The 17,572-nt window shown below is 64.2% G+C and carries 16 protein-coding genes; 10 read left to right on the top strand and 6 right to left on the bottom strand.

What is annotated here, in order from left to right:
- Window positions 1-58: 58 nt before the first annotated feature.
- From GYH29_RS12100 to GYH29_RS12065, 8 genes are all read left to right on the top strand, one after another.
- Window positions 59-2,302 (top strand): TonB-dependent receptor domain-containing protein, encoded by a 2,244-nt coding sequence (locus GYH29_RS12100; RefSeq protein ID WP_052051973.1) that lies wholly within the window; start codon window positions 59-61, stop codon window positions 2,300-2,302.
- 97 nt (window positions 2,303-2,399) lie between these two features.
- Window positions 2,400-3,017 (top strand): riboflavin synthase, encoded by a 618-nt coding sequence (locus GYH29_RS12095; RefSeq protein ID WP_019102390.1) that lies wholly within the window; start codon window positions 2,400-2,402, stop codon window positions 3,015-3,017.
- On the top strand, window positions 3,014-3,676 hold the full coding sequence (locus GYH29_RS12090) for a Dph6-related ATP pyrophosphatase (protein ID WP_232060586.1): 663 nt from the start codon (window positions 3,014-3,016) through the stop codon (window positions 3,674-3,676). Before GYH29_RS12095 ends, GYH29_RS12090 begins: the two co-directional genes overlap by 4 nt.
- Before the next feature lie 111 nt (window positions 3,677-3,787).
- On the top strand, window positions 3,788-4,894 hold the full coding sequence (gene ribBA, locus GYH29_RS12085; RefSeq protein WP_019102388.1) for a bifunctional 3,4-dihydroxy-2-butanone-4-phosphate synthase/GTP cyclohydrolase II: 1,107 nt from the start codon (window positions 3,788-3,790) through the stop codon (window positions 4,892-4,894).
- Between the two features lie 79 nt (window positions 4,895-4,973).
- Window positions 4,974-5,444 carry a 6,7-dimethyl-8-ribityllumazine synthase gene (gene ribH / locus GYH29_RS12080; RefSeq protein ID WP_043590598.1) on the top strand — a complete coding sequence of 157 codons (471 nt, stop codon included), beginning with the start codon at window positions 4,974-4,976 and terminating at the stop codon, window positions 5,442-5,444.
- Window positions 5,445-5,510: 66 nt separating this feature from the next.
- A complete protein-coding gene (gene nusB / locus GYH29_RS12075) occupies window positions 5,511-5,957 on the top strand; it encodes a transcription antitermination factor NusB (RefSeq protein ID WP_019102386.1) in 447 nt (148 codons plus the stop codon).
- Window positions 5,958-6,037: 80 nt separating this feature from the next.
- Window positions 6,038-6,988 (top strand): thiamine-phosphate kinase, encoded by a 951-nt coding sequence (gene thiL, locus GYH29_RS12070; RefSeq protein WP_019102385.1) that lies wholly within the window; start codon window positions 6,038-6,040, stop codon window positions 6,986-6,988.
- Window positions 6,972-7,484 (top strand): phosphatidylglycerophosphatase A family protein, encoded by a 513-nt coding sequence (locus GYH29_RS12065; protein ID WP_019102384.1) that lies wholly within the window; start codon window positions 6,972-6,974, stop codon window positions 7,482-7,484. The genes thiL and GYH29_RS12065 overlap by 17 nt, the downstream gene beginning before the upstream one ends.
- Window positions 7,485-7,693: 209 nt before the next feature.
- Here the strand turns inward: GYH29_RS12065 and GYH29_RS12060 are convergent, their stop codons facing one another.
- From GYH29_RS12060 to GYH29_RS12040, 5 genes are all read right to left on the bottom strand, one after another.
- A complete protein-coding gene (locus tag GYH29_RS12060) occupies window positions 7,694-8,551 on the bottom strand; it encodes an HlyD family efflux transporter periplasmic adaptor subunit (protein ID WP_019100682.1) in 858 nt (285 codons plus the stop codon).
- 71 nt (window positions 8,552-8,622) lie between these two features.
- Complete coding sequence (locus tag GYH29_RS12055; protein ID WP_019100681.1) at window positions 8,623-8,820, bottom strand: DUF1656 domain-containing protein; 198 nt, start codon at window positions 8,818-8,820, stop codon at window positions 8,623-8,625.
- Window positions 8,810-10,969 carry an FUSC family protein gene (locus GYH29_RS12050; RefSeq protein WP_161523817.1) on the bottom strand — a complete coding sequence of 720 codons (2,160 nt, stop codon included), beginning with the start codon at window positions 10,967-10,969 and terminating at the stop codon, window positions 8,810-8,812. The genes GYH29_RS12055 and GYH29_RS12050 overlap by 11 nt, the downstream gene beginning before the upstream one ends.
- Window positions 10,956-11,471 carry a MarR family winged helix-turn-helix transcriptional regulator gene (locus GYH29_RS12045; RefSeq protein ID WP_043590600.1) on the bottom strand — a complete coding sequence of 172 codons (516 nt, stop codon included), beginning with the start codon at window positions 11,469-11,471 and terminating at the stop codon, window positions 10,956-10,958. Before GYH29_RS12045 ends, GYH29_RS12050 begins: the two co-directional genes overlap by 14 nt.
- Window positions 11,468-12,901 carry an efflux transporter outer membrane subunit gene (locus tag GYH29_RS12040; protein ID WP_081950282.1) on the bottom strand — a complete coding sequence of 478 codons (1,434 nt, stop codon included), beginning with the start codon at window positions 12,899-12,901 and terminating at the stop codon, window positions 11,468-11,470. The genes GYH29_RS12045 and GYH29_RS12040 overlap by 4 nt, the downstream gene beginning before the upstream one ends.
- A 260-nt stretch (window positions 12,902-13,161) precedes the next feature.
- Between GYH29_RS12040 and GYH29_RS12035 the strand changes: the two genes are divergently transcribed.
- Together GYH29_RS12035 and GYH29_RS12030 are read left to right on the top strand one after the other, a co-directional pair.
- Window positions 13,162-14,796, top strand: coding sequence for a methyl-accepting chemotaxis protein (locus tag GYH29_RS12035; protein ID WP_019100677.1), 1,635 nt, complete (start codon window positions 13,162-13,164; stop codon window positions 14,794-14,796).
- Window positions 14,797-15,060: 264 nt separating this feature from the next.
- Window positions 15,061-16,680: an NAD(P)/FAD-dependent oxidoreductase gene (locus GYH29_RS12030; RefSeq protein ID WP_019100676.1), complete on the top strand. Its 1,620-nt coding sequence runs from the start codon at window positions 15,061-15,063 to the stop codon at window positions 16,678-16,680.
- 99 nt (window positions 16,681-16,779) lie between these two features.
- On the opposite strand, the gene GYH29_RS12025 is transcribed toward GYH29_RS12030, so the two are convergent.
- Window positions 16,780-17,535 carry a copper chaperone gene (locus tag GYH29_RS12025; protein ID WP_161523816.1) on the bottom strand — a complete coding sequence of 252 codons (756 nt, stop codon included), beginning with the start codon at window positions 17,533-17,535 and terminating at the stop codon, window positions 16,780-16,782.
- Window positions 17,536-17,572 lie beyond the last annotated feature (37 nt).

Genomic DNA, 17,572 nt, shown 5'->3' with positions numbered 1-17,572 from the left:
ACGGTGGAAGTTTTATGTTAGTATTGATAATGATTATCATTAACAAAATAAAACCGTGATGCCTTGCTCTCGTCTTTCTCCGCCTTGCCCCGATTCTATTTTCCGTGCCCCCAATCCGCCGCGCTTCCGTCCCAAAGCTCTGGTTCTGAGCCTGGCTTGCCTGGCTGCGCCAAGCGTCTGGGCCGCCGAAGCGCCGGCGCGCCTGGATACCGTTCACGTCACCGCCGACGGCCCGCAGGCGCGGGTGGGCAGCAATAAGTTGGACCGCGAGGAAATCGAGCGGCCGCAAGCGCGTTCCCTGGCCGAAGTGCTGGACGCGTTGCCCGGTGTCAATGCCGGCGGCTCGCAGCGCCCCGGCGGTCAGACCATCAATGTTTGGGGTTTTGAGTCGGTCGAGCATGTGCAGGTGTCCCTGGACGGCGCGCCGCAGGGCTTCGACAAGTATCAGCAGGGGACGTCTTTTATCGATCCGGAGTTGCTGGGTTCGGTGGAGGTCCTCAAGGGCGGACATTCTCCGTTCTACGGCAACGGCGCGTTCGGCGCTGTGGTCAAGGCGGAAACCAAGACCGTGGCCGAGCTGCTGCGGCCGGGCAAGTCAGTGGGCGGCTTCGCCAAGCTGATGTATCAGGACAACGGCAATCAGTTCGGCCAGTCTCTGGCCGCCTATGCGGGCGGCCCTGGCAGCAAGGCCGACATCCTGGCCTATATGACCCGATCGCGCGCCGGCGACGGCAAGAAGGGCGATGGCACGGGCATGATGTTTTCCGGCAATGATCTGGAGGGCGGCATGCTGAAGCTGGCCTGGCGTCCGGCGCCCGGCCATCGGCTGCGCTTGGGTTGGGTGAGCCAGGAGGAGGAGCGGCGCACGCCGTGGGCGGCCAAGCGCGGGGATATCCCGGCGCCAAACGCCGCCGACATCAAGAAGTACGGTTGGGAAGGCGCTTGGCTTCGCCAAAGTGTGTGGCGCGAGCAGCAAAATGAGACGGTGAGCGCGGATTGGACCTTCGTCAGCGATTCGCCCTGGCTGGATTTGCAGCTTAGCTATGCGCAGTCGCGGCGTTATCAGCACGATACCCGGCCGCCGACGGCAAGTATCTACGCCTTCTCATCCTTGTTTGGGAACGAGAGTTGGGTGACTCAGCGCGACCGGCGCCTTGAACTGCGCAATATCGCCCGCTTCGGTTCCGGCTGGGCGCGTCAGGAAGTCACTATGGGCGTGAGCTGGGCGCACAAGACGCTGGATGCGTTGTTTTACCGCCCGGATAAGCGTAAGGATCCGGCTTACAACTATGGTTATCTGAATCCGCGCTACCAGCCTCCGGGCGAGGAAACCGTGCGATCCGCCTATTGGGTGCATCAGTGGCAGCCCTTGGAAAGCCTGACGCTGACGCCTTCTCTGCGCTACGACCATGTATGGATACAGGGGCGGGAAAACCTGGCTTCCGCGTATAACGATCCAGCCAAGGGACACGATTACAGCGGGTTGGCGTATTCCGGCTGGTCGCCGCGCTTGGCCGCGCGTTGGAACTTCCGTCCGGGCTGGACGCTGGACGCCGGCTATACCCGCACCTGGCGCGCGCCGGGCGTGGACGAGGTATACGATACCCAGACTTTGGGCAGCACGACGGCGACTAGCCGCCAGTTACAGCCGGAAACGTTGAACGCGGTCAAGCTGGGACTAGAGTTCGAGCGCGGCAATGTGCTCACGTCCGGGGACAATCTGTCCGCAGCGCTGACTTGGTATCGTCAAACCGTCAAAAACGATATCGCGCAGCGCCTGGGACCAAACCGGGGAGATGCGCCGGGAGCGCCGCTGCCGCCAGTGATTGGCTTCTATCGCAATATGCCTGGCTATGTGATTCAGGGCTTTGAGCTGGAAGGGCGTTATCAGGCCGGCGGCTGGTTCGGCAGCTTGTCCTTGTCGTCGACCAAAGGCGAACGCAATCATAGCCTGATGGACCCGTGGGGCAGGGACGAGCCCATCACCAATATCCCGCCGCGCAAGGCGGTGGCCAATCTTGGCTATCGCTGGAGCAAGATCGGCCTGTCCTTGAGCGGGCAGGGCAAGTTCGTGCGCAAGCAGGACCGGGTATTGGTCAATTCTCCTTATGCTTATCCCGCGCAGCACGGCTATTCGTTGTTCGGCCTGTCACTGGGCTGGCAGCCCAAGGACCGGTTCAAGGGGCTGGAGGCGCGATTGGCGGTGGACAATCTGTTCAACACTCAATACATCCCTTACCTGACCGAGGGCGCGGAAGGCATGGGGCGGGCGATCCGCACCAGCGTGTCCTGGCGTTTCTGAGGGAACGCGGCTTGCGTTTGATTTAAGACTAGGAGGGGCCGCAGGCCCCTCCTTGCGTTACAATGGCGCTCCAAATCCCTCGCAAAGGAGCGTCTTCGTGTTTACCGGTATCGTCCAAGGGGTGGCGGAAGTGATCGCCATCACGGAGAAGCAGGACTTCCGTACCCATACGCTGCGTTTGCCGGCGGCCTTGCTGCCCGGCCTGGAGCTGGGCGCCTCGGTGGCTCACAACGGCTGCTGCCTCACTGTCACCGCCATCAACGGCGATCAAGTTTCCTTCGATCTAATGCGCGAAACCCTGCGCGTCACCAACCTCGGCCTGTTGCAAACCGGCAGTCTGGTCAATATCGAGCGCGCCGCCCGCTTTGGCGACGAGATCGGCGGCCATGCGATGTCCGGTCATATTCTGTGCATGGCCAAGGTGGCCCGGGTGATCGATCTGCCCAATAACCGAACCGTATGGTTCGAATTGCCGGCGGAACACATCAAATATGTGTTCGCCAAGGGCTATATCGGTATTGACGGCATCAGCCTGACCATAGGCGAGGTGGCGGACAATCGCTTCTGCGTGCACCTGATTCCGGAAACCCTGGAGCGCACCATCATCAAGTCGCGCAAAGTGGGCGATCTGATCAATATCGAAGTGGACCCGCAGACCCAGGCCATCGTGGAGACGGTGGAACGGGTGCTGGCCCAGCGCGGGACCGCGGCGTGAACCTGGCCGGCCGGCGCGTGCTGGCCTCCTGGAGCGGCGGCAAGGACTCCTGCCTGGCGCTATGGCGCGCGGTGCGAGCCGGCGCCCATCCGCAAGCCTTGCTGACGATGGCGGACGAGCGCGGCGAGCGTTCGCGCTCGCACGGCTTGCGCCCGGAGGTGCTGGAGCTGCAGGCGGCGGCGCTGGGGTTGCCCTTGCGAGTGGGGCGCGCAAGTTGGGACGGCTATGAGGCCGAGTTCATCGCCCGGCTGAACGAGGCCCGCGCCGACGGTTGCGAGGCCGCGGTGTTCGGCGACATCGATCTGGACGCTCACCGCGAGTGGGAGGAGAAGGTCTGCGCCGCGGCCGGCCTGCAGGCATGGCTGCCGTTGTGGCAGCAGCCGCGCGCCGCCTTGGTACGGGAGTTCATCGACGCGGGCTTCAGCGCCCGCATCGTGGTGGTGAACACCCGGCTGGCGAGCGAGCAGTGGTTGGGCCGCGAACTGAGCCACGAACTGGTGGACCGGATGCTGGCGGAAGGCCTGGACCCTTGCGCCGAGGCCGGCGAGTTTCACACCCTGGCAATGGACGGGCCTTTGTTCGCTCAGCCCTTGCGCTTGCGCGACGGCGACATCCATCGCCATGGAGATTATGTCAGCCTGGACCTATTGCCCGGCTGAGAGCCTGTTCAGAGTCTCGCGAGCAAGTGCGAGCCTTTGAACAGGCTTTGAAAATGAATTCAGGCGGGCGGCGGCCCGCGCCAAAAACAAGTGCTTACGAAGGAAGATGGTATGACTATTTCCCCGATTCAGGACATTATCGCCGACATCAAGGCCGGCAAGATGGTGGTGCTGGTGGACGCCGAGGACCGCGAGAACGAAGGCGACCTGGTCATGGCGGCGGAGTTCGTCACCCCGGAGGCGATCAACTTCATGGCCAAGTTCGGCCGCGGGCTGATCTGTCTGACCTTGACCGAGGAGCGTTGCCAGCAGTTGAACCTGCCGTTGATGGTTAGCAATAACGGCACTCCGTACAGCACCAACTTCACCGTGTCCATCGAGGCCGCCGAAGGCGTGACCACCGGCATTTCCGCGGCGGACCGAGCCCGCACCGTGCAAGCCGCGGTGGCGCGGTTGGCCAAGCCGGCGGACTTGGTGCAGCCGGGTCATATCTTCCCGCTGAAAGCGCAAAAAGGCGGCGTGTTGATCCGCGCCGGCCACACCGAGGCCGGCTGCGATCTGGCGATGCTGGCGGGTTTGGAGCCGGCCGGCGTGATCTGCGAAATCATGAACGACGACGGCACCATGGCCCGCCTGCCAGAACTGGTGGAGTTCGCGCGCGAGCATGGCTTGAAAGTGGGCACCATCGCTGACTTGATCCAATACCGCAGCCGCACGGAATCGCTGGTGGAGAAGGTGGGGCAACGACCGGTGGACACCCCGTTCGGCGCGTTCGACTTGCATGTGTTCCGCGACATCACCACCCGCGCCACTCACTTGGCCCTGGTCAAGGGCGAGATTGAGGCGCAGCGCGAAACCCTGGTGCGCGTGCACGAACCCTTGTCCGTGATCGACGTATTGGCGCCCTTGTGCAGCCAGCATTCCTGGACAGTGCCGAATGCGCTGGAAATGATAGAGGAAGCCGGCCACGGCGTCGTGGTATTGCTGTACCGCGATGAAACCGGCGAGGACTTGGCGCAGCGCGCGCTGGGCCTGGAGCAGCAGAAGCAGCGTTGGGACAGCAAGACCTTCGGCATCGGCGCGCAAATGCTCAAGGCGCTGGGCGTGGGCAAGATGAAGCTGATGACCGCCCCGGTGAGCTTGTCGTCCATGACCGGCTTCGACCTGGAAGTGACCGGGTTTTGTCAGCCGCGGGCCTTCCACGTGGACGAGGAATGAGCGGCGGCGCAATGGATAAGGTCCGGGGATTGAGGTAGAATCTCCGGTTTTCCGTAGTGATTCCGCCGCGAGGAACAAGATGCTTCAAGCTATCCAGCGTATAGAACCCGATCTGATGGGCAAGGGCCTGAAAATCGGCGTTGTGATGTCGCGTTTCAACACCCCGGTTTGCGAAGGCTTGCGCGATGCCTGCCTGGGCGAGCTGGCCCGGCTGGGCGTGGCCGCCGAGGACGTGACCCTGGCCACGGTGCCGGGCGCGCTGGAAGCGCCGCTGGTGTTGCAAACCATGGCCAAGAGCGGCCGCTTCGACGCGCTGGTGGCGCTGGGAGCGGTGATCCGCGGCGAAACCTACCATTTCGAACTGGTGTCGAACGAATCCGGCGCGGGCGTGACCCGCGTGGGCCTGGACTTCGACATCCCGATCGCCAACGCGATTCTGACCACCGAAACCGACGAGCAGGCCGAAGTGCGCATGGAAGTCAAAGGCCGCGAGGCCGCTGCCGTGGCGGTGGAGATGGCGAATCTGCGGAAGCGCATCCTGCGCGGCTGATCGGCTCCCGCCAAGATACCGGAGCCGGGCGTGCCCGGCTCACCGCTCTTTACAAGGAACACCTCTATGAAAACCGCTCGCCGCCGCGCCCGCGAATTTGCCATCCAAGGCATTTACGAATGGGAGTTGAACCCGGATCGTCCGGCCTCCCTGATCGAAAAGCATCTGCGCGAGAATGAATACTTCGCCAAGGCCGATGAGGCCCTGTTCCGCGAAATCCTGTACGGTGTGCTCAGAGACGTCGGCACGCTGTCCAACCAGATCGGCCGCTACTACGAGCGCGCCGAAGACGAAGTCAGCCCGGTGGAACGCGCCGTGCTGTTGATGGCCGCGCTGGAACTGACCCAGCATCCGGAAACCCCGTATCCGGTGATCATCAACGAAGCCATCGAAATCACCAAGACCTTCGGCGGCACCGATGGTCATAAATTCGTCAACGGCGTGCTGGACAAGCTGGCCGCCGAAGTGCGCGCCGACGAAGTGGCGTCGCAGAAGGCGCGTCGCCAAAACTGAGGCCTTGTCGCCGGCGCTGTCAGATTGGAACACACCCGCGACCGCGGGTGTTTTTGCATCGGCCGAGCAGAAAGATCGTGATGAATGAATTTGAATTGATCCGCCGCTATTTCACGCGTCCGGCCGGCGGCGCGGTCCTGGGCGTTGGAGACGATGCCGCCATTCTGCGGCCGACGCCGGGTTGCGATCTGCACGTATCGGTGGACATGCTGGTGGAGGGGCGTCATTTCTTCGCCGACGTCGAGCCGGAAGCGCTGGGTCATAAAACGCTGGCGGTGAATTTGTCCGATATGGCGGCGATGGGCGCCGCGCCGCGCTGGGTGGTGTTGTCGCTGGCTCTGCCGGCGATGGACGAGGCCTGGGCCGCCGGCTTCTCCCGGGGGTTTTTCGCCTTGGCGGAGCGTTACGGGGTCGATGTGATCGGCGGCGATACCACGCGCGGCCCGTTGACGCTGTCGGTAACCGTGGGGGGGGAGACTCCGCGAGGCCAGGCGCTGCGCCGCGCCGCCGCCCGCGTGGGCGACGACGTTTGGGTTAGTGGTGAGCTGGGTCTGGGGGCGATGGCGGTGCGCAGCCGGCTGGGCAAGATCGCGCCGCTGCCGGACGGTTTGCGCGAGGCGGCCTGGCGCAAGCTGGAATACCCGGAGCCGCGCATCGCCCTGGGCCTGGCTTTGCTGCCGCTGGCGCATGCCGCCGCCGATGTGTCCGACGGCCTGCTGTCGGACCTCGGCCATATCGCCGCCGCTTCTCAGACGGCGGTGGAAGTATGGGCGGACGCCTTGCCGTCGCACCCGCTGGCGGAGGCCGGGCGTGGGCAATGGCTGGATTGCCTGGCCGCGGGCGGCGACGATTACGAACTGGTATTCACCGCGCCGGCCGCGCATCGAACTCAGATCGAGGCCTGCGCCGAGACGGCTGGCTGTCGCCTGAGCCGCATCGGCCGCATCGCGGCGGGCCAGGGCGTCAGCCTGCTGGACGGCGCCGGCAACATCATTCAACTGGAAAGCACTGGCTATGACCATTTCAAATGAAACGGAAACCCTGAAGCTGCAGCCGAACTGGCGCTTTGTTCTGAGCCACCCCGCCCACTTCCTGGCTTTCGGTTTCGGCAGCGGCCTGGCACGCAAGGCGCCTGGGACCTGGGGCACGGTGGCCGCCTATCCCTTGTTTTTTGTCCTGCACGCGCTGGGCGTGCAAGGTCTGGCGCTGGCGGCGTTGTGTCTGCCGCTGTTCATCGCCGGGATCTGGATCTGCGGCTACAGCGGCCGGGCGCTGGGCGTGCACGACTACGGCGGCATCGTCTGGGACGAGATCGTCGCCATGCTGCTGGTGTTGGCCTTCGCGCCGGCCACGCCCTTGGCCTGGCTGCTGGCTTTTGTCTTGTTCCGCTTTTTCGACATTCTCAAGCCATGGCCTATCCGCTGGCTGGACCGTCATGTGGGCGGCGGTTTCGGCGTGATGGTGGATGATCTGCTAGCGGCCTTGTTCGCGCTGGCGGTGCAGTGGGGAGTGTGGCGTTTGCTGTAAGAACCTGTTCAAAGTTTGCTGCGCTTCGTGAAGCGTTGCACGGTGAGTACAAGCTCAAAATGCTCATGTACCACTCGACCATTCCGATTTCTCAGCCGTTTTCGCCGTGTCTCGCTCTTGCTCGCGAGACTTTGAATAGGCTGTAAGAGTCTGTTCAGTATGGAAATGAAAAGGGGCCGTCGGCCCCTTTTTTCATAGCCGCAGCGCACTCAACGTACTACCACGGTGCAAGTGGTGCCCGCCACCAGAACCTGTCCAGCCGGCAGTGTGTCCAGCTCAATGCGCACCGGCACCCGCTGCGCCAGCCGCACCCAGTTGAAGGTGGGGTTGACGTCGGCCAGAAGTTCGCGACCGGTGCCCGCGTCGCGGTCGGTGATGCCGCGGGCGATGCTGGCGACGTGGCCGCGCAATGTCGGGCCGCCGCTGAGCAGGGTGATCTCCACCTTGGCACCGAGCTTGAGCAAGGGCAGCTTGGTTTCCTCGAAATAGCCTTCCACCCGATAAGAATTACGGTCTATCAGCGCCAGTTTGGGCGCGCCGACGGCGGCGAAGTCCCCGACGTGGACATTGAGGTTGGTCACGTAGCCATCCGCCGGGGCGCGCACCACGGTGCGCTCCAGATTCAGGCGGGCCAGATCGCGGGCGGCCAGCGCCGCCTGATATTGGGAGCCGGCGGCGGCGGCGGCGAAGCTCGCGGTTTCGCGGTTTTCGGCGGAAACCACGGCGCTGTCCAGGCTGTCGCGTCGCGCCGCCTCCTTGCCGCGGCGGTTTTTCTCGGTGCGCTGGCCGTCCAGCGCGGCTTCAGCCTGGGCCAACGCCGCCGCGTAGCGGACGCGGTCCACGACGAAGAGCACGTCGCCTTTATGCACGGGTTGATTGTCCTTGACGGCCACCTGGGTCACCAGGCCGGCCACGTCGGCGGAGAGCGTGATCACGTCGGCGCGCACGCGGCCGTCGCGAGTCCATGGGGAGTGCATGTAGTGGTCCCACAGCGCCTTGCCCAGCCAGACGGCGAGCGCCAGCAGCAGCAAGGTGGTCAGATAGCGGATGAGGGTGTTGGTTTGCATTTTGATTGTCCGAAATAGGGTTTCAGCGCTTGTTCAAAGCCCTGCGGGCCAGGCCTGGGCGAGCGGTGCGTTCAATAGAGCAATAGCGCCAGGCCGCTGAACACGCAGATCAGCAGGCTGAGGCGGAATAAGGCCGGGTGCCATACCCGGCGGTAGACGCCGGCTCGGCCCAGCAGCCAGTCCAGTCCGGCCTGACACAGCAGGCTGAACAGGAATAAGGGCAGCAGGGTGGGAATCAGAATGCCGAACACGGCGATTTCACGAGTCATGGTCAGTTCCTTGCGCTGCGCTTGCGGCGGCTTCGGCCACATCCAGCAATGAGGTGTGGATCAGGTGCAGATCGGCCAGCGCGCGTTGAATCCGCGCGGCGCGTTCGGGCTCCGCCAGCGCCAGATGGGCGCGCAGAACCGGACCGGCCGCCCGCATGGTGGCGATGGCTTGTTGCAGCCGCTCCGGCGACGGCGAGGCGAAATAGCGCGCCAGTTGCGCCACGGTATGTTCCAGATCGGCGCGCAACTGCGGAGACGGCGATTCCGCGGTCAGGGTGCGCAGATTGATGACCGCCAGCCCCAGTTCCAACAGGGTGATGGCCTGCGCGGTGATCGCCTGCTTGAGTTCGGCCTGGGCGGGGCTCAGCGTGTTCAGCAGATTGAGCAGGTCGCGGATGCGGTTCTCGTAGCGTTGCTTCAAGTGCGGCAGCTTGGCGTCGCAGGCGCGGCGCGCCTCCCGCCACAAGGCGGCGGCGATGTGACGCGGCGAACCCATGGTGTGTTCGGGCAGCACCAGTTGGAAAAAGGCCGCAGCCAGCGCCAATCCCAGAATGCGGGCGATGCCGTTGTTGAGAAAGGCGACGATGTCGTAATTCATCTGGTTTTGCGGGTTGATCGCATTGGCCAGCACGATGGTCATGCCGGCGCCGACGCCGGCGTACTTGGGCAGGCATTTCAGATAGCTGCCCAGCGCCAGAAAGGGCAGCAGGCCCAGCATCAGCATTGGAAAGCCGTTGCCCTGGCTCAGCAGCCAGAACAAGCTGATATAGGCCAGCGGGGTGCCCAGCGCGAAGCCGGTCAGGAACTGTTTCACCATCAGCACCGGCCGCGGCGAGGAGGCGGCCAGGCCGCAGAGCACGGTAGCCAGCAGCACGGCTTCCAGCGCGCTGGGCCAGGCCAGCCAGTACCAGGCGATGGACAAGGTGCCCAGGGTCAGCGCCGCGCGCACGCCGCCGGCTACTGCCACCGGCAACGGGGTGCCCGGCACATAGGCCGCCAGCGAGCTGATTTGCTGCGGCGTCTTGCTGGCGAAGCCGTGGTAGACGCCGACGAAGGCGTGCATTTCCTCAATGAAGCGGGTCAGAAGCTCGGTGGCGGTGTCAAAGTCTATGCGCCAGTGCTCGGCTTGCTCGCCGCCTGGCAAGTGAGCGCGCGCGGCCTCGATGCGGCGCGGCCAGCCGGCGCGGAGGCGCCCTAACTGCTTCTCCGTGTCCTGGGCTTCCGAGGCGTTGCGCGCAGGGCCGTCGGGACCGCTGAGCACGGCGGCCACTTCGGAGAACAAGGGCAGCAGCAGGCTGGGCAGCGGCGAATCGGCGTCGCGGCGCAGCCGCTCCATTTGCCGATGCAGAGTGTGAAAAGTGGTCAGCGCGGCCATGAAGGTGGCGTTGAAGGCGTGCAGTTGGTTGCTGCGCGAGCGCACGTTGCCGGCTTCGAAGAAAGCGGTGGCGCGGCCGGCCTCCAGCGCGGCGATGTCGGCGGCGAATTTGAGCTGGGCCTGTTCCAGGTCGCGGGCATGCAGTTTCTGAGCCAGCGCGTCCTGACACAGCAGAATGAAGCGCAGATAGCGGCCGCGCACATTGCTAACCACCTGTTCGGCCTGATAGCGCGGAAACACGATGTCGTAGACCACCGCGCTGCAGATCAGGCCCAGCGAGATTTCCGAGACTCGGGTCACCGCCAGATCAAACACCGTCAGCGGATGGCCTATGGCCGGTAGCGCGATGATGCAGGCGGTATAGCCGGCCAGCACGAAGCCGTAGGAGCGCGAATTGCGATACAAGGTGGCGCAGCCGGCGCACAGCCCTATCCATAGCGACAGCGCCGCCAACAGCAAGATTGGCTGCGAGGCCAGCATGCCGACCAGGATCAGGGCCGCGGCGCAGCCGGCCAGCGTGCCCAGCAATCGGTAAAAGCCTTTTTCCAGCACCAGGCCGCTTTGCGGCGAACCGACGATGAGCACGGTGATCAGCGCGGTGCCCGGCGAGTCGAAGCCCAGGCGGAAAGCCAACCACAACGCGGCGAAGCCGGCCAGCAGCGTTTTGAGGATGAAGATCCAGCGCTCGCCCTCCAGCCGCAGCCAGTCTTGACCGGCGCCGCGTAGCGCTCGGCCCAGCAAACGGCGCCGGGCGGCGAGGCTAGCCGTGGTCATCGTTGGATACCGCCCGGTTCAGATTGCCGAGCTGGCGCAGATAGAACTGCTCCTGCTGTTGCATCTCCTCGGCGCTGAAGCCGTCGAAGGTATTGCCCAGATTGCCCCATACATCGGGCAGCAGTTTGCGGATGCGATCGCGGCCGGCCTCGCTGAGGGTGACGGCGACCGCGCGGCGGTCGTCGCTGAGGCCGCCGCGACGGATCAGGCCCTGCTTTTCCAGATCGTTGCAGATGCGGGTCATATTGGCCGGTTTTTGCGAGCAGGTTTCCGCCAGCGAGCCTGGCGTCATCGTTTCTTGTTCGGAGCCGTAGAGCACCGCCAGCACCAAGTAGCTGCTTTCGGTCAGCCCGTGTTTGCGCAGGGCGGCGTTGGTCAGGTCCTGGATGCGCTTTTGCACGTGATAGTTCAGCCGCGTCAGTGTGAGCAGCGATAGCGGGAACTCCGGAATCCTGGTCTTGACGCGTAGCAGGCGCTTGCGGGTTTCTTCGAAGTGACTCATTTGACTTCTCCGTCGGCGATGGGGGTTTGGGGTTCAATGCCGCCGCCCAGAGCGGCCATCAGCGCGGCGTAGCTGTCCAGGCGCTGGGCTTGGGCCTGCGCGCGCTTTTGCCGGGCGGATAGTTCGCTCAGCCGCAGCTGTCGCACCGCGCTCTGATCGTTGAGTCCGGCGCGGTAAGCCTGCTCGGCCAATGCCCGTTCGCGGCTGACGGCGTCTAGCGCCTGATCGGCCTGCCGGCTCTGCTGGTCAGAGGAGCGGACGTGGACGATGGCGCTGGCGGTTTCGCTCAAGGCGTTGATCAAGACGGCGTTGTAGTTTTCCACCGCCTGGTCGTAGGCGGCGGTTTGGGCGCGCAATTGGCCGCGCAGGCGGCCGCCTTCGAATATCGGCAGGCTGATCGCCGGCGCGAAGCCGCGTAAAGCCGCGGCAGGAGACAGCAGATCGGCAAAACCTATCGCCTGATAGCCGACGAAGGCGCTGATGTTGATGTTGGGGTAGAAGGCGGCGCGCGCGACCTTGATGCGGGCGGCCTCGGCCTCTACCCGCCAGCGTTGCGCGCTCAGGTCCGGCCGTCGGCCCAGTAATTGGGCCGGCACCGCGGCGAGCGGGTCCAGCGGTTGATCGAGGCGCAGCGTTGGACGTTGCGGACGGTTTTGGGTATCGGGCGTTTGGCCGCTGAGCGCGGCTAGTTGGTTGCCCAGGGTGGCGATGCGTTCGTCGATCTGTTCCAGCTGGGCGCGGGCTGTCGGCAATCTGCCGCGTTGCTGTTCCACTTCCGGTTGCGCTGTCAGTCCGGCGGCCTTGCGGCGCAGGCTGAGATCCAGCAGCGCCTGCTGTTGTTGCAGCGCGGCTGAGGCCAGGTCTTTTTGCAGGTATTGCTCGGTCAGTTGCAGATAAGTGCGGATGACGGCGGTTTCCAGGTTCAGCGCGCTCAATCGGGCGTCGGCGGCGGCCATCTGCGCGTCGCTCAGCGATGCCGCCAAGGCTTGGCGTTCGCGTCCCCACGCGTCCAGATCGTAACTGAGATTGACGGCGGCGCGAGTTTGCCAGTCGTAGTTGCCGTGGCCCGCCGGCGGCACAAGATTTTTTTCAGCGTGCAACTGTCGGGTGCTTTGCCATTGAGCGTTGATTTGCGGTTCGGCGGCCGCGGCGCTGACCTCGCTTAGCGCCTGGGCCTGGCGCAGCCGCGCTTCGGCGCCGCGCAGGCCTGGATTGTCTTGCAAGGCCAGGCGGATCAGTTGTTCCAGCTGAGGATCCCGCCATTGCCGCCACCAGTCCGCGGAGGGCATCCCGGCCCAGGGCGCGTTCAATGCGGGCGGCGTTTTAAGCTGAGATGCAGGTTTGACGGCGTCCATTTGGGCGCAGGCGCTAAGCATGAGCGCGCCGGCAAGGGCGAGGGTGGCGGGAAACGGCTTCATCTGTTCATCCATGTTTTACATCTATGTATATTTTATTTGTTGATATTACATTTGTAAAACATAATTTGATGAGCGCGGCAAAGCCATACTCCCCATATTCCTGGCCATGCCATCTCCGACTGACGCAAATCAAGCGCATGGCATTAAATATGGTCGGCAGAGTAATGACGAGTGTATTATTTGGGTTTGCTTAATAAATACGGCGGATAAACCGGGCCGCGCGGCGAGCTTGCGCCCGGTTTGCCGCATCGTCGGCGATTTTTGGAGACACCATGCGAGCGGGCCTTTCCTTGAAGCAGCGTTTGTTGTTATTGATTTTTAGCGTGATTGCGTTGACTTGTCTGCTGGGCGGCCTGGTGCTGCGCAGCATGCACCAGCAAATGATGGCCGATCGGCAGGATTTGATTCGCGGTCAGGTGGAAAACGCCTTGAGCCTGGTGGCCAATTACGAGGAGCAGGCAGCCGCCGGTGTTTTGCCGGAGGCAGAGGCGCAGCGGCAGGCACTGCTGGCGCTGACCCGGCTGCGTTTTGCCGGCAAGGAGTATTTCTTCACCTTGGACAAGGGGCTGATCTGGCTGGCGCACGGGGTCAATCCCAAGTTGGTGGGCAAGGACATGCACGCGGTCAAGGATTCCAGCGGCAGCAGCCTGGGCGACAAGTTCGACCAGACCCTGCGTCAGGGGCAGGGCAAGGGCTTTGCGGAATTTGTCTGGGACAAACCCGGCTCGGCGGAGCCGCAACCCAAACTGGCGTATTTGCAGTCCAGCCCGCGCTGGGGCTGGGTGGTGGGCACCGGCTTGTATATGGACGACGTATGGGCGGCTTTGCGTGTGCAACTGCTGGGCGTGGCGGTCCAGGTGCTGTTGATTGCCGCGGTGTGTGGCGGTTTGGGCTGGTGGCTGTTCCGCAGCGTGACGCGGCAGCTGGGCGCGGAGCCGGCGCAGACCGCGGCCGTGGTGCGAGAAATCGCCGGTGGACGGCTGGATGTGCCCGTGCCGGTCCGGGCGGGCGACAAGGACAGTTTGATGGCCAATATCGCTCATATGCAGCAGGCTTTGCGGCAGATGGTGGCGGACATCGTGGCCAGCGCCGGTGAGCTGGGGCGTTTGAGCGAGGAGGTGGTGTCCGGCGCGCAGGCGGTGGCGGACAACTCCCAGCAGCAAAGCGAAAGCGCCACCTCGATGGCGGCTTCGATCGAAGAGCTGACAGTCAGCATCAATCACATCTCGCAATACGCTCAGGATGCGCGCCAGGTATCGCAGCAGTCCGGCAGTTTGTCGGACGAAGGGGGCGAGGTGATCGCCAAGGCGGTGGCGGAGATGAAGGGCATCAGCGAGACGGTGGACCTGACCGCCGGCGCGATTTCTGCGCTGGCGGACAAGACCGCCACCATCTCCAGCATCATGCAGGTGATCAAGGATATCGCGGACCAGACCAATCTCCTGGCCTTGAACGCGGCCATCGAGGCGGCGCGCGCGGGTGAAACCGGCCGCGGCTTCGCGGTGGTGGCGGATGAGGTGCGCAAGCTGTCCGAACGCACCGCGCAGGCCACGGAAGAGATCGCCGGAATGATAGACGAGATCCAGCTCAGCTCCGACCAGTCGCGCGCCAATATGAGCCAGACCGTGGAGCGGGTGCGCGCCGGGCTGGCGCTGGCCGAGCAGGGCGGGGAGATGATTCAGCAGATACGGGGCAGCGCCGGTCAAGTGGTGCAGGTGGTGCGCGATATTTCCCATGCCCTGCAGGAGCAAGGCATTGCCAGCCAGGACATCGCCCGCCATGTGGAGCAGATCGCCCAAGTGGCCGCGGGCAACGCCGCCGCCGCCACCCAGGCGTCCAGCGGCATCCAGAGCATGGACGAGGTGACCGGCGGCCTGCGCCAGACGGTGGCCGGTTTCCAGGTGTAGCGCCGGAAGGGAGCGTGGATTTTTAGAGCCTGTTCAAAGTCTCGCGAGCCAGGGCGAGGCAAGGCGAAAACAAGCGAAAAAGCGAAATGGTCGAGAGGTAAATGAACATTTCGAGCTTGTACTCGCCGTGCAACGCTTCACGAAGCACAGTAGATGCTGAACAGGCTTTTACGGGAAGTTTGCGTCTAGGTGATAGGGACGGGAGCGGTTTGCAGCTACAATACCGCCTCGTTGAATAGACACCAACCCGTACTGGAATTCAAGATGTTGCGCATTACCGAATTGAAACTGCCGCTGGACCACGCCCCGGAAGAACTTAACGTCGCGATCGCGGCTTATCTGGGCGTGCCGGAGCAGGATATCCGCCAGGTCATCGTCTTTAAGCGCAGTTACGATGCGCGCAAGGGCATGATGAACCTGGCCTACATCGTCGACATCGACGTGGCCAACGAAGCGCGCCTGCTGGCCCGCTTCAAGTCCGACAAGCATGTGATGCCGACGCCGGATACCCAATACCACTATGTGGGACAAGCGCCGGAAAACCTGGAACGCCGCCCGGTAGTGGTGGGGTTTGGGCCCTGTGGCATCTTCGCCGCGCTGCTGTTGGCGCAGATGGGCTTCAAGCCCATCGTGCTGGAGCGCGGCAAGAAGGTGCGCGAGCGTACCAAGGATACCTGGGGCCTGTGGCGTAAGAACGTGTTGAACCCCGAATCCAATGTGCAGTTCGGCGAAGGCGGAGCCGGCACCTTTTCCGATGGCAAGCTGTACAGCCAGATCAAGGATCCGCGTCATCTGGGCCGCAAAGTCCTGACCGAGTTCGTCAAAGCCGGCGCGCCCGAGGAAATCCTCTACGTGGCCAAGCCGCATATCGGCACCTTCCGCTTGGTGAGCATGGTGGAAAAAATGCGTGCCGATATCGAGGCGCTGGGAGGTGAAATCCGTTTCCAGCAGCGTGTCGTCGACATCCATATGGAAGACGGCCCGGACGGGCGCAAAGTGGCGCGCGGCCTGACCCTGGCCAGCGGCGAGCAGATCCGCGCCGATCACATCGTGCTGGCGTTGGGCCACAGCGCGCGCGACAGCTTCGAGATGCTGCACGGTCACGGTGTGTACATGGAGGCCAAACCGTTCTCGGTGGGCTTCCGCATCGAGCATCCGCAGACCTTGATCGACAAGGCGCGCTGGGGCAAATACGCCGGGCATCCGCTCCTGGGCGCGGCGGATTACAAACTGGTGCATCACGCCAGCAACGGCCGCGCGGTGTACAGCTTCTGCATGTGTCCGGGCGGTCAGGTAGTGGCCGCCACCTCGGAAGAGGGCCGGGTGGTGACCAATGGTATGAGCCAGTACTCGCGAGCCGAACGCAATGCCAATTCCGGTTTGGTGGTCAGCATCAGCCCGGACGACTACCCGGGCGATCCGCTGGCCGGCATCGCCTTCCAGCGCGAACTGGAGAGCCGCGCCTATGTGCTGGGCGGCGGCACTTACGAAGCCCCGGCGCAGCTGGTGGGCGATTTTCTGGCTGGTCGGCCGTCCACTCAGGTGGGCTCGGTGCCGCCATCCTATCAGCCCGGCGTGCATTGGACGGACCTGGCCGGGGCCTTGCCGGATTATTGCATCGAGGCGATGCGCGAAGCGCTGCCGGAGTTCGGCAAGAAGATCCGCGGCTACGATATGCACGACGCGGTGCTGACCGGGGTGGAAACCCGCACCAGCTCGCCGCTGCGCATCACTCGCGGAGATGACTGCCAGAGCTTGAACGTGCGCGGCTTATACCCGGCCGGCGAGGGCGCAGGCTACGCCGGGGGGATTCTGTCCGCCGGGGTGGACGGCATCAAGGTGGCGGAGGCGGTGGCGCAGGCCATTTTGGACGAACGCCGATAAAACCGGTTTTCAAGTTTCTGAGCCGGCTGCGCCGGCTTTACGCCCTGACGGCCCGCTTATGCGGGCCGTTGGCTTATGAGTTGAATTTAGCGCCGGCGCTCAGATCGCAGGCAGGCGTTTACGCGCTGCGGGCCGTAATGGCTTTGGAATGAACGGGGTGGTTGGAGTGCTGTCCGGCCGGCGCCGCTCCAGCAACAGCCAAAGGCCGACGGTCGCCATCATCGGCAGGTGTCCTGGCCCCGCGAGCAGCGGCGGCAGCATCCATACGCCGCAGGAGGCAACGCACCAGCCGCCGCTGGACAGGCCGTAGCGCAAGGCCGCCGCCGCCGCAGGCCAGCCGAAGGCGGGCAGTTGGGGCTGATGGTGGCAGGCTTGAAGGCAATGTCGGCGCGGCGGAGACGCTTGCCACAGCCAGGCCGTGCCGCAGGCGACGGCGAAGGCCAGCCAGGGCGAGGGGCTGAAAGTCAACAGCGCTAGACCGAACAGATGCAGCGGCAGCCCCGCCGCCAGCCAGACCAGCGCATAGCCGCCGAGAAACAACGCCAAGGTCTGCGCCCGTTTGCGCGCCAGGCTGCGCAGCCACAGCAGCCGCAGCGGATCGGCCAGCAACGGCGACATCATCGCCAGCAGCATCAGCGACCAGGACGGCAGCAGCAGCGCCGGCGGATTCAACCACAGCGCGCTCAACACCGCCTCCCAGCCGCCTCCGGGGCGGCTGGGCGTCCAGACTCCGCAATAGCCGGGCGCGGCCAGTTGCCGCTCCAGGCCGATCAGACCGAGCCAGCCCAGGACGCTGGCGCAGCACAGCGGCCAGGGCAAGTCCCTGAACGCCGCGACAAGGGTTTTGACTGGCATGAGGCTCCCGGTGGCGGAAGGAGGAGGCCCGGCCGCG

The organism is Chromobacterium haemolyticum, assembly GCF_009936155.1.
Classification (GTDB): domain Bacteria; phylum Pseudomonadota; class Gammaproteobacteria; order Burkholderiales; family Chromobacteriaceae; genus Chromobacterium; species Chromobacterium haemolyticum.
Note: the sequence above shows the minus strand (reverse complement) of the source record. Positions and strands in the feature narration are given on the sequence as shown.

Excerpts from the sequence above, each read along its gene's own strand:
- GYH29_RS12035 (WP_019100677.1), top strand. The coding sequence starts at position 13,162 with ATGCGAGCGGGCCTTTCCTTGAAGCAGCGTTTGTTGTTATTGATTTTT.
- ribH (WP_043590598.1), top strand. The coding sequence starts at position 4,974 with ATGCTTCAAGCTATCCAGCGTATAGAACCCGATCTGATGGGCAAGGGC.
- GYH29_RS12050 (WP_161523817.1), bottom strand. The coding sequence starts at position 10,969 with ATGACCACGGCTAGCCTCGCCGCCCGGCGCCGTTTGCTGGGCCGAGCG.
- thiL (WP_019102385.1), top strand. The coding sequence starts at position 6,038 with ATGAATGAATTTGAATTGATCCGCCGCTATTTCACGCGTCCGGCCGGC.
- GYH29_RS12025 (WP_161523816.1), bottom strand. The coding sequence starts at position 17,535 with ATGCCAGTCAAAACCCTTGTCGCGGCGTTCAGGGACTTGCCCTGGCCG.
- ribBA (WP_019102388.1), top strand. The coding sequence starts at position 3,788 with ATGACTATTTCCCCGATTCAGGACATTATCGCCGACATCAAGGCCGGC.
- GYH29_RS12055 (WP_019100681.1), bottom strand. The coding sequence starts at position 8,820 with ATGACTCGTGAAATCGCCGTGTTCGGCATTCTGATTCCCACCCTGCTG.
- GYH29_RS12060 (WP_019100682.1), bottom strand. The coding sequence starts at position 8,551 with ATGCAAACCAACACCCTCATCCGCTATCTGACCACCTTGCTGCTGCTG.
- GYH29_RS12030 (WP_019100676.1), top strand. The coding sequence starts at position 15,061 with ATGTTGCGCATTACCGAATTGAAACTGCCGCTGGACCACGCCCCGGAA.
- GYH29_RS12100 (WP_052051973.1), top strand. The coding sequence starts at position 59 with ATGCCTTGCTCTCGTCTTTCTCCGCCTTGCCCCGATTCTATTTTCCGT.
- GYH29_RS12045 (WP_043590600.1), bottom strand. The coding sequence starts at position 11,471 with ATGAGTCACTTCGAAGAAACCCGCAAGCGCCTGCTACGCGTCAAGACC.
- GYH29_RS12040 (WP_081950282.1), bottom strand. The coding sequence starts at position 12,901 with ATGGATGAACAGATGAAGCCGTTTCCCGCCACCCTCGCCCTTGCCGGC.
- GYH29_RS12065 (WP_019102384.1), top strand. The coding sequence starts at position 6,972 with ATGACCATTTCAAATGAAACGGAAACCCTGAAGCTGCAGCCGAACTGG.
- nusB (WP_019102386.1), top strand. The coding sequence starts at position 5,511 with ATGAAAACCGCTCGCCGCCGCGCCCGCGAATTTGCCATCCAAGGCATT.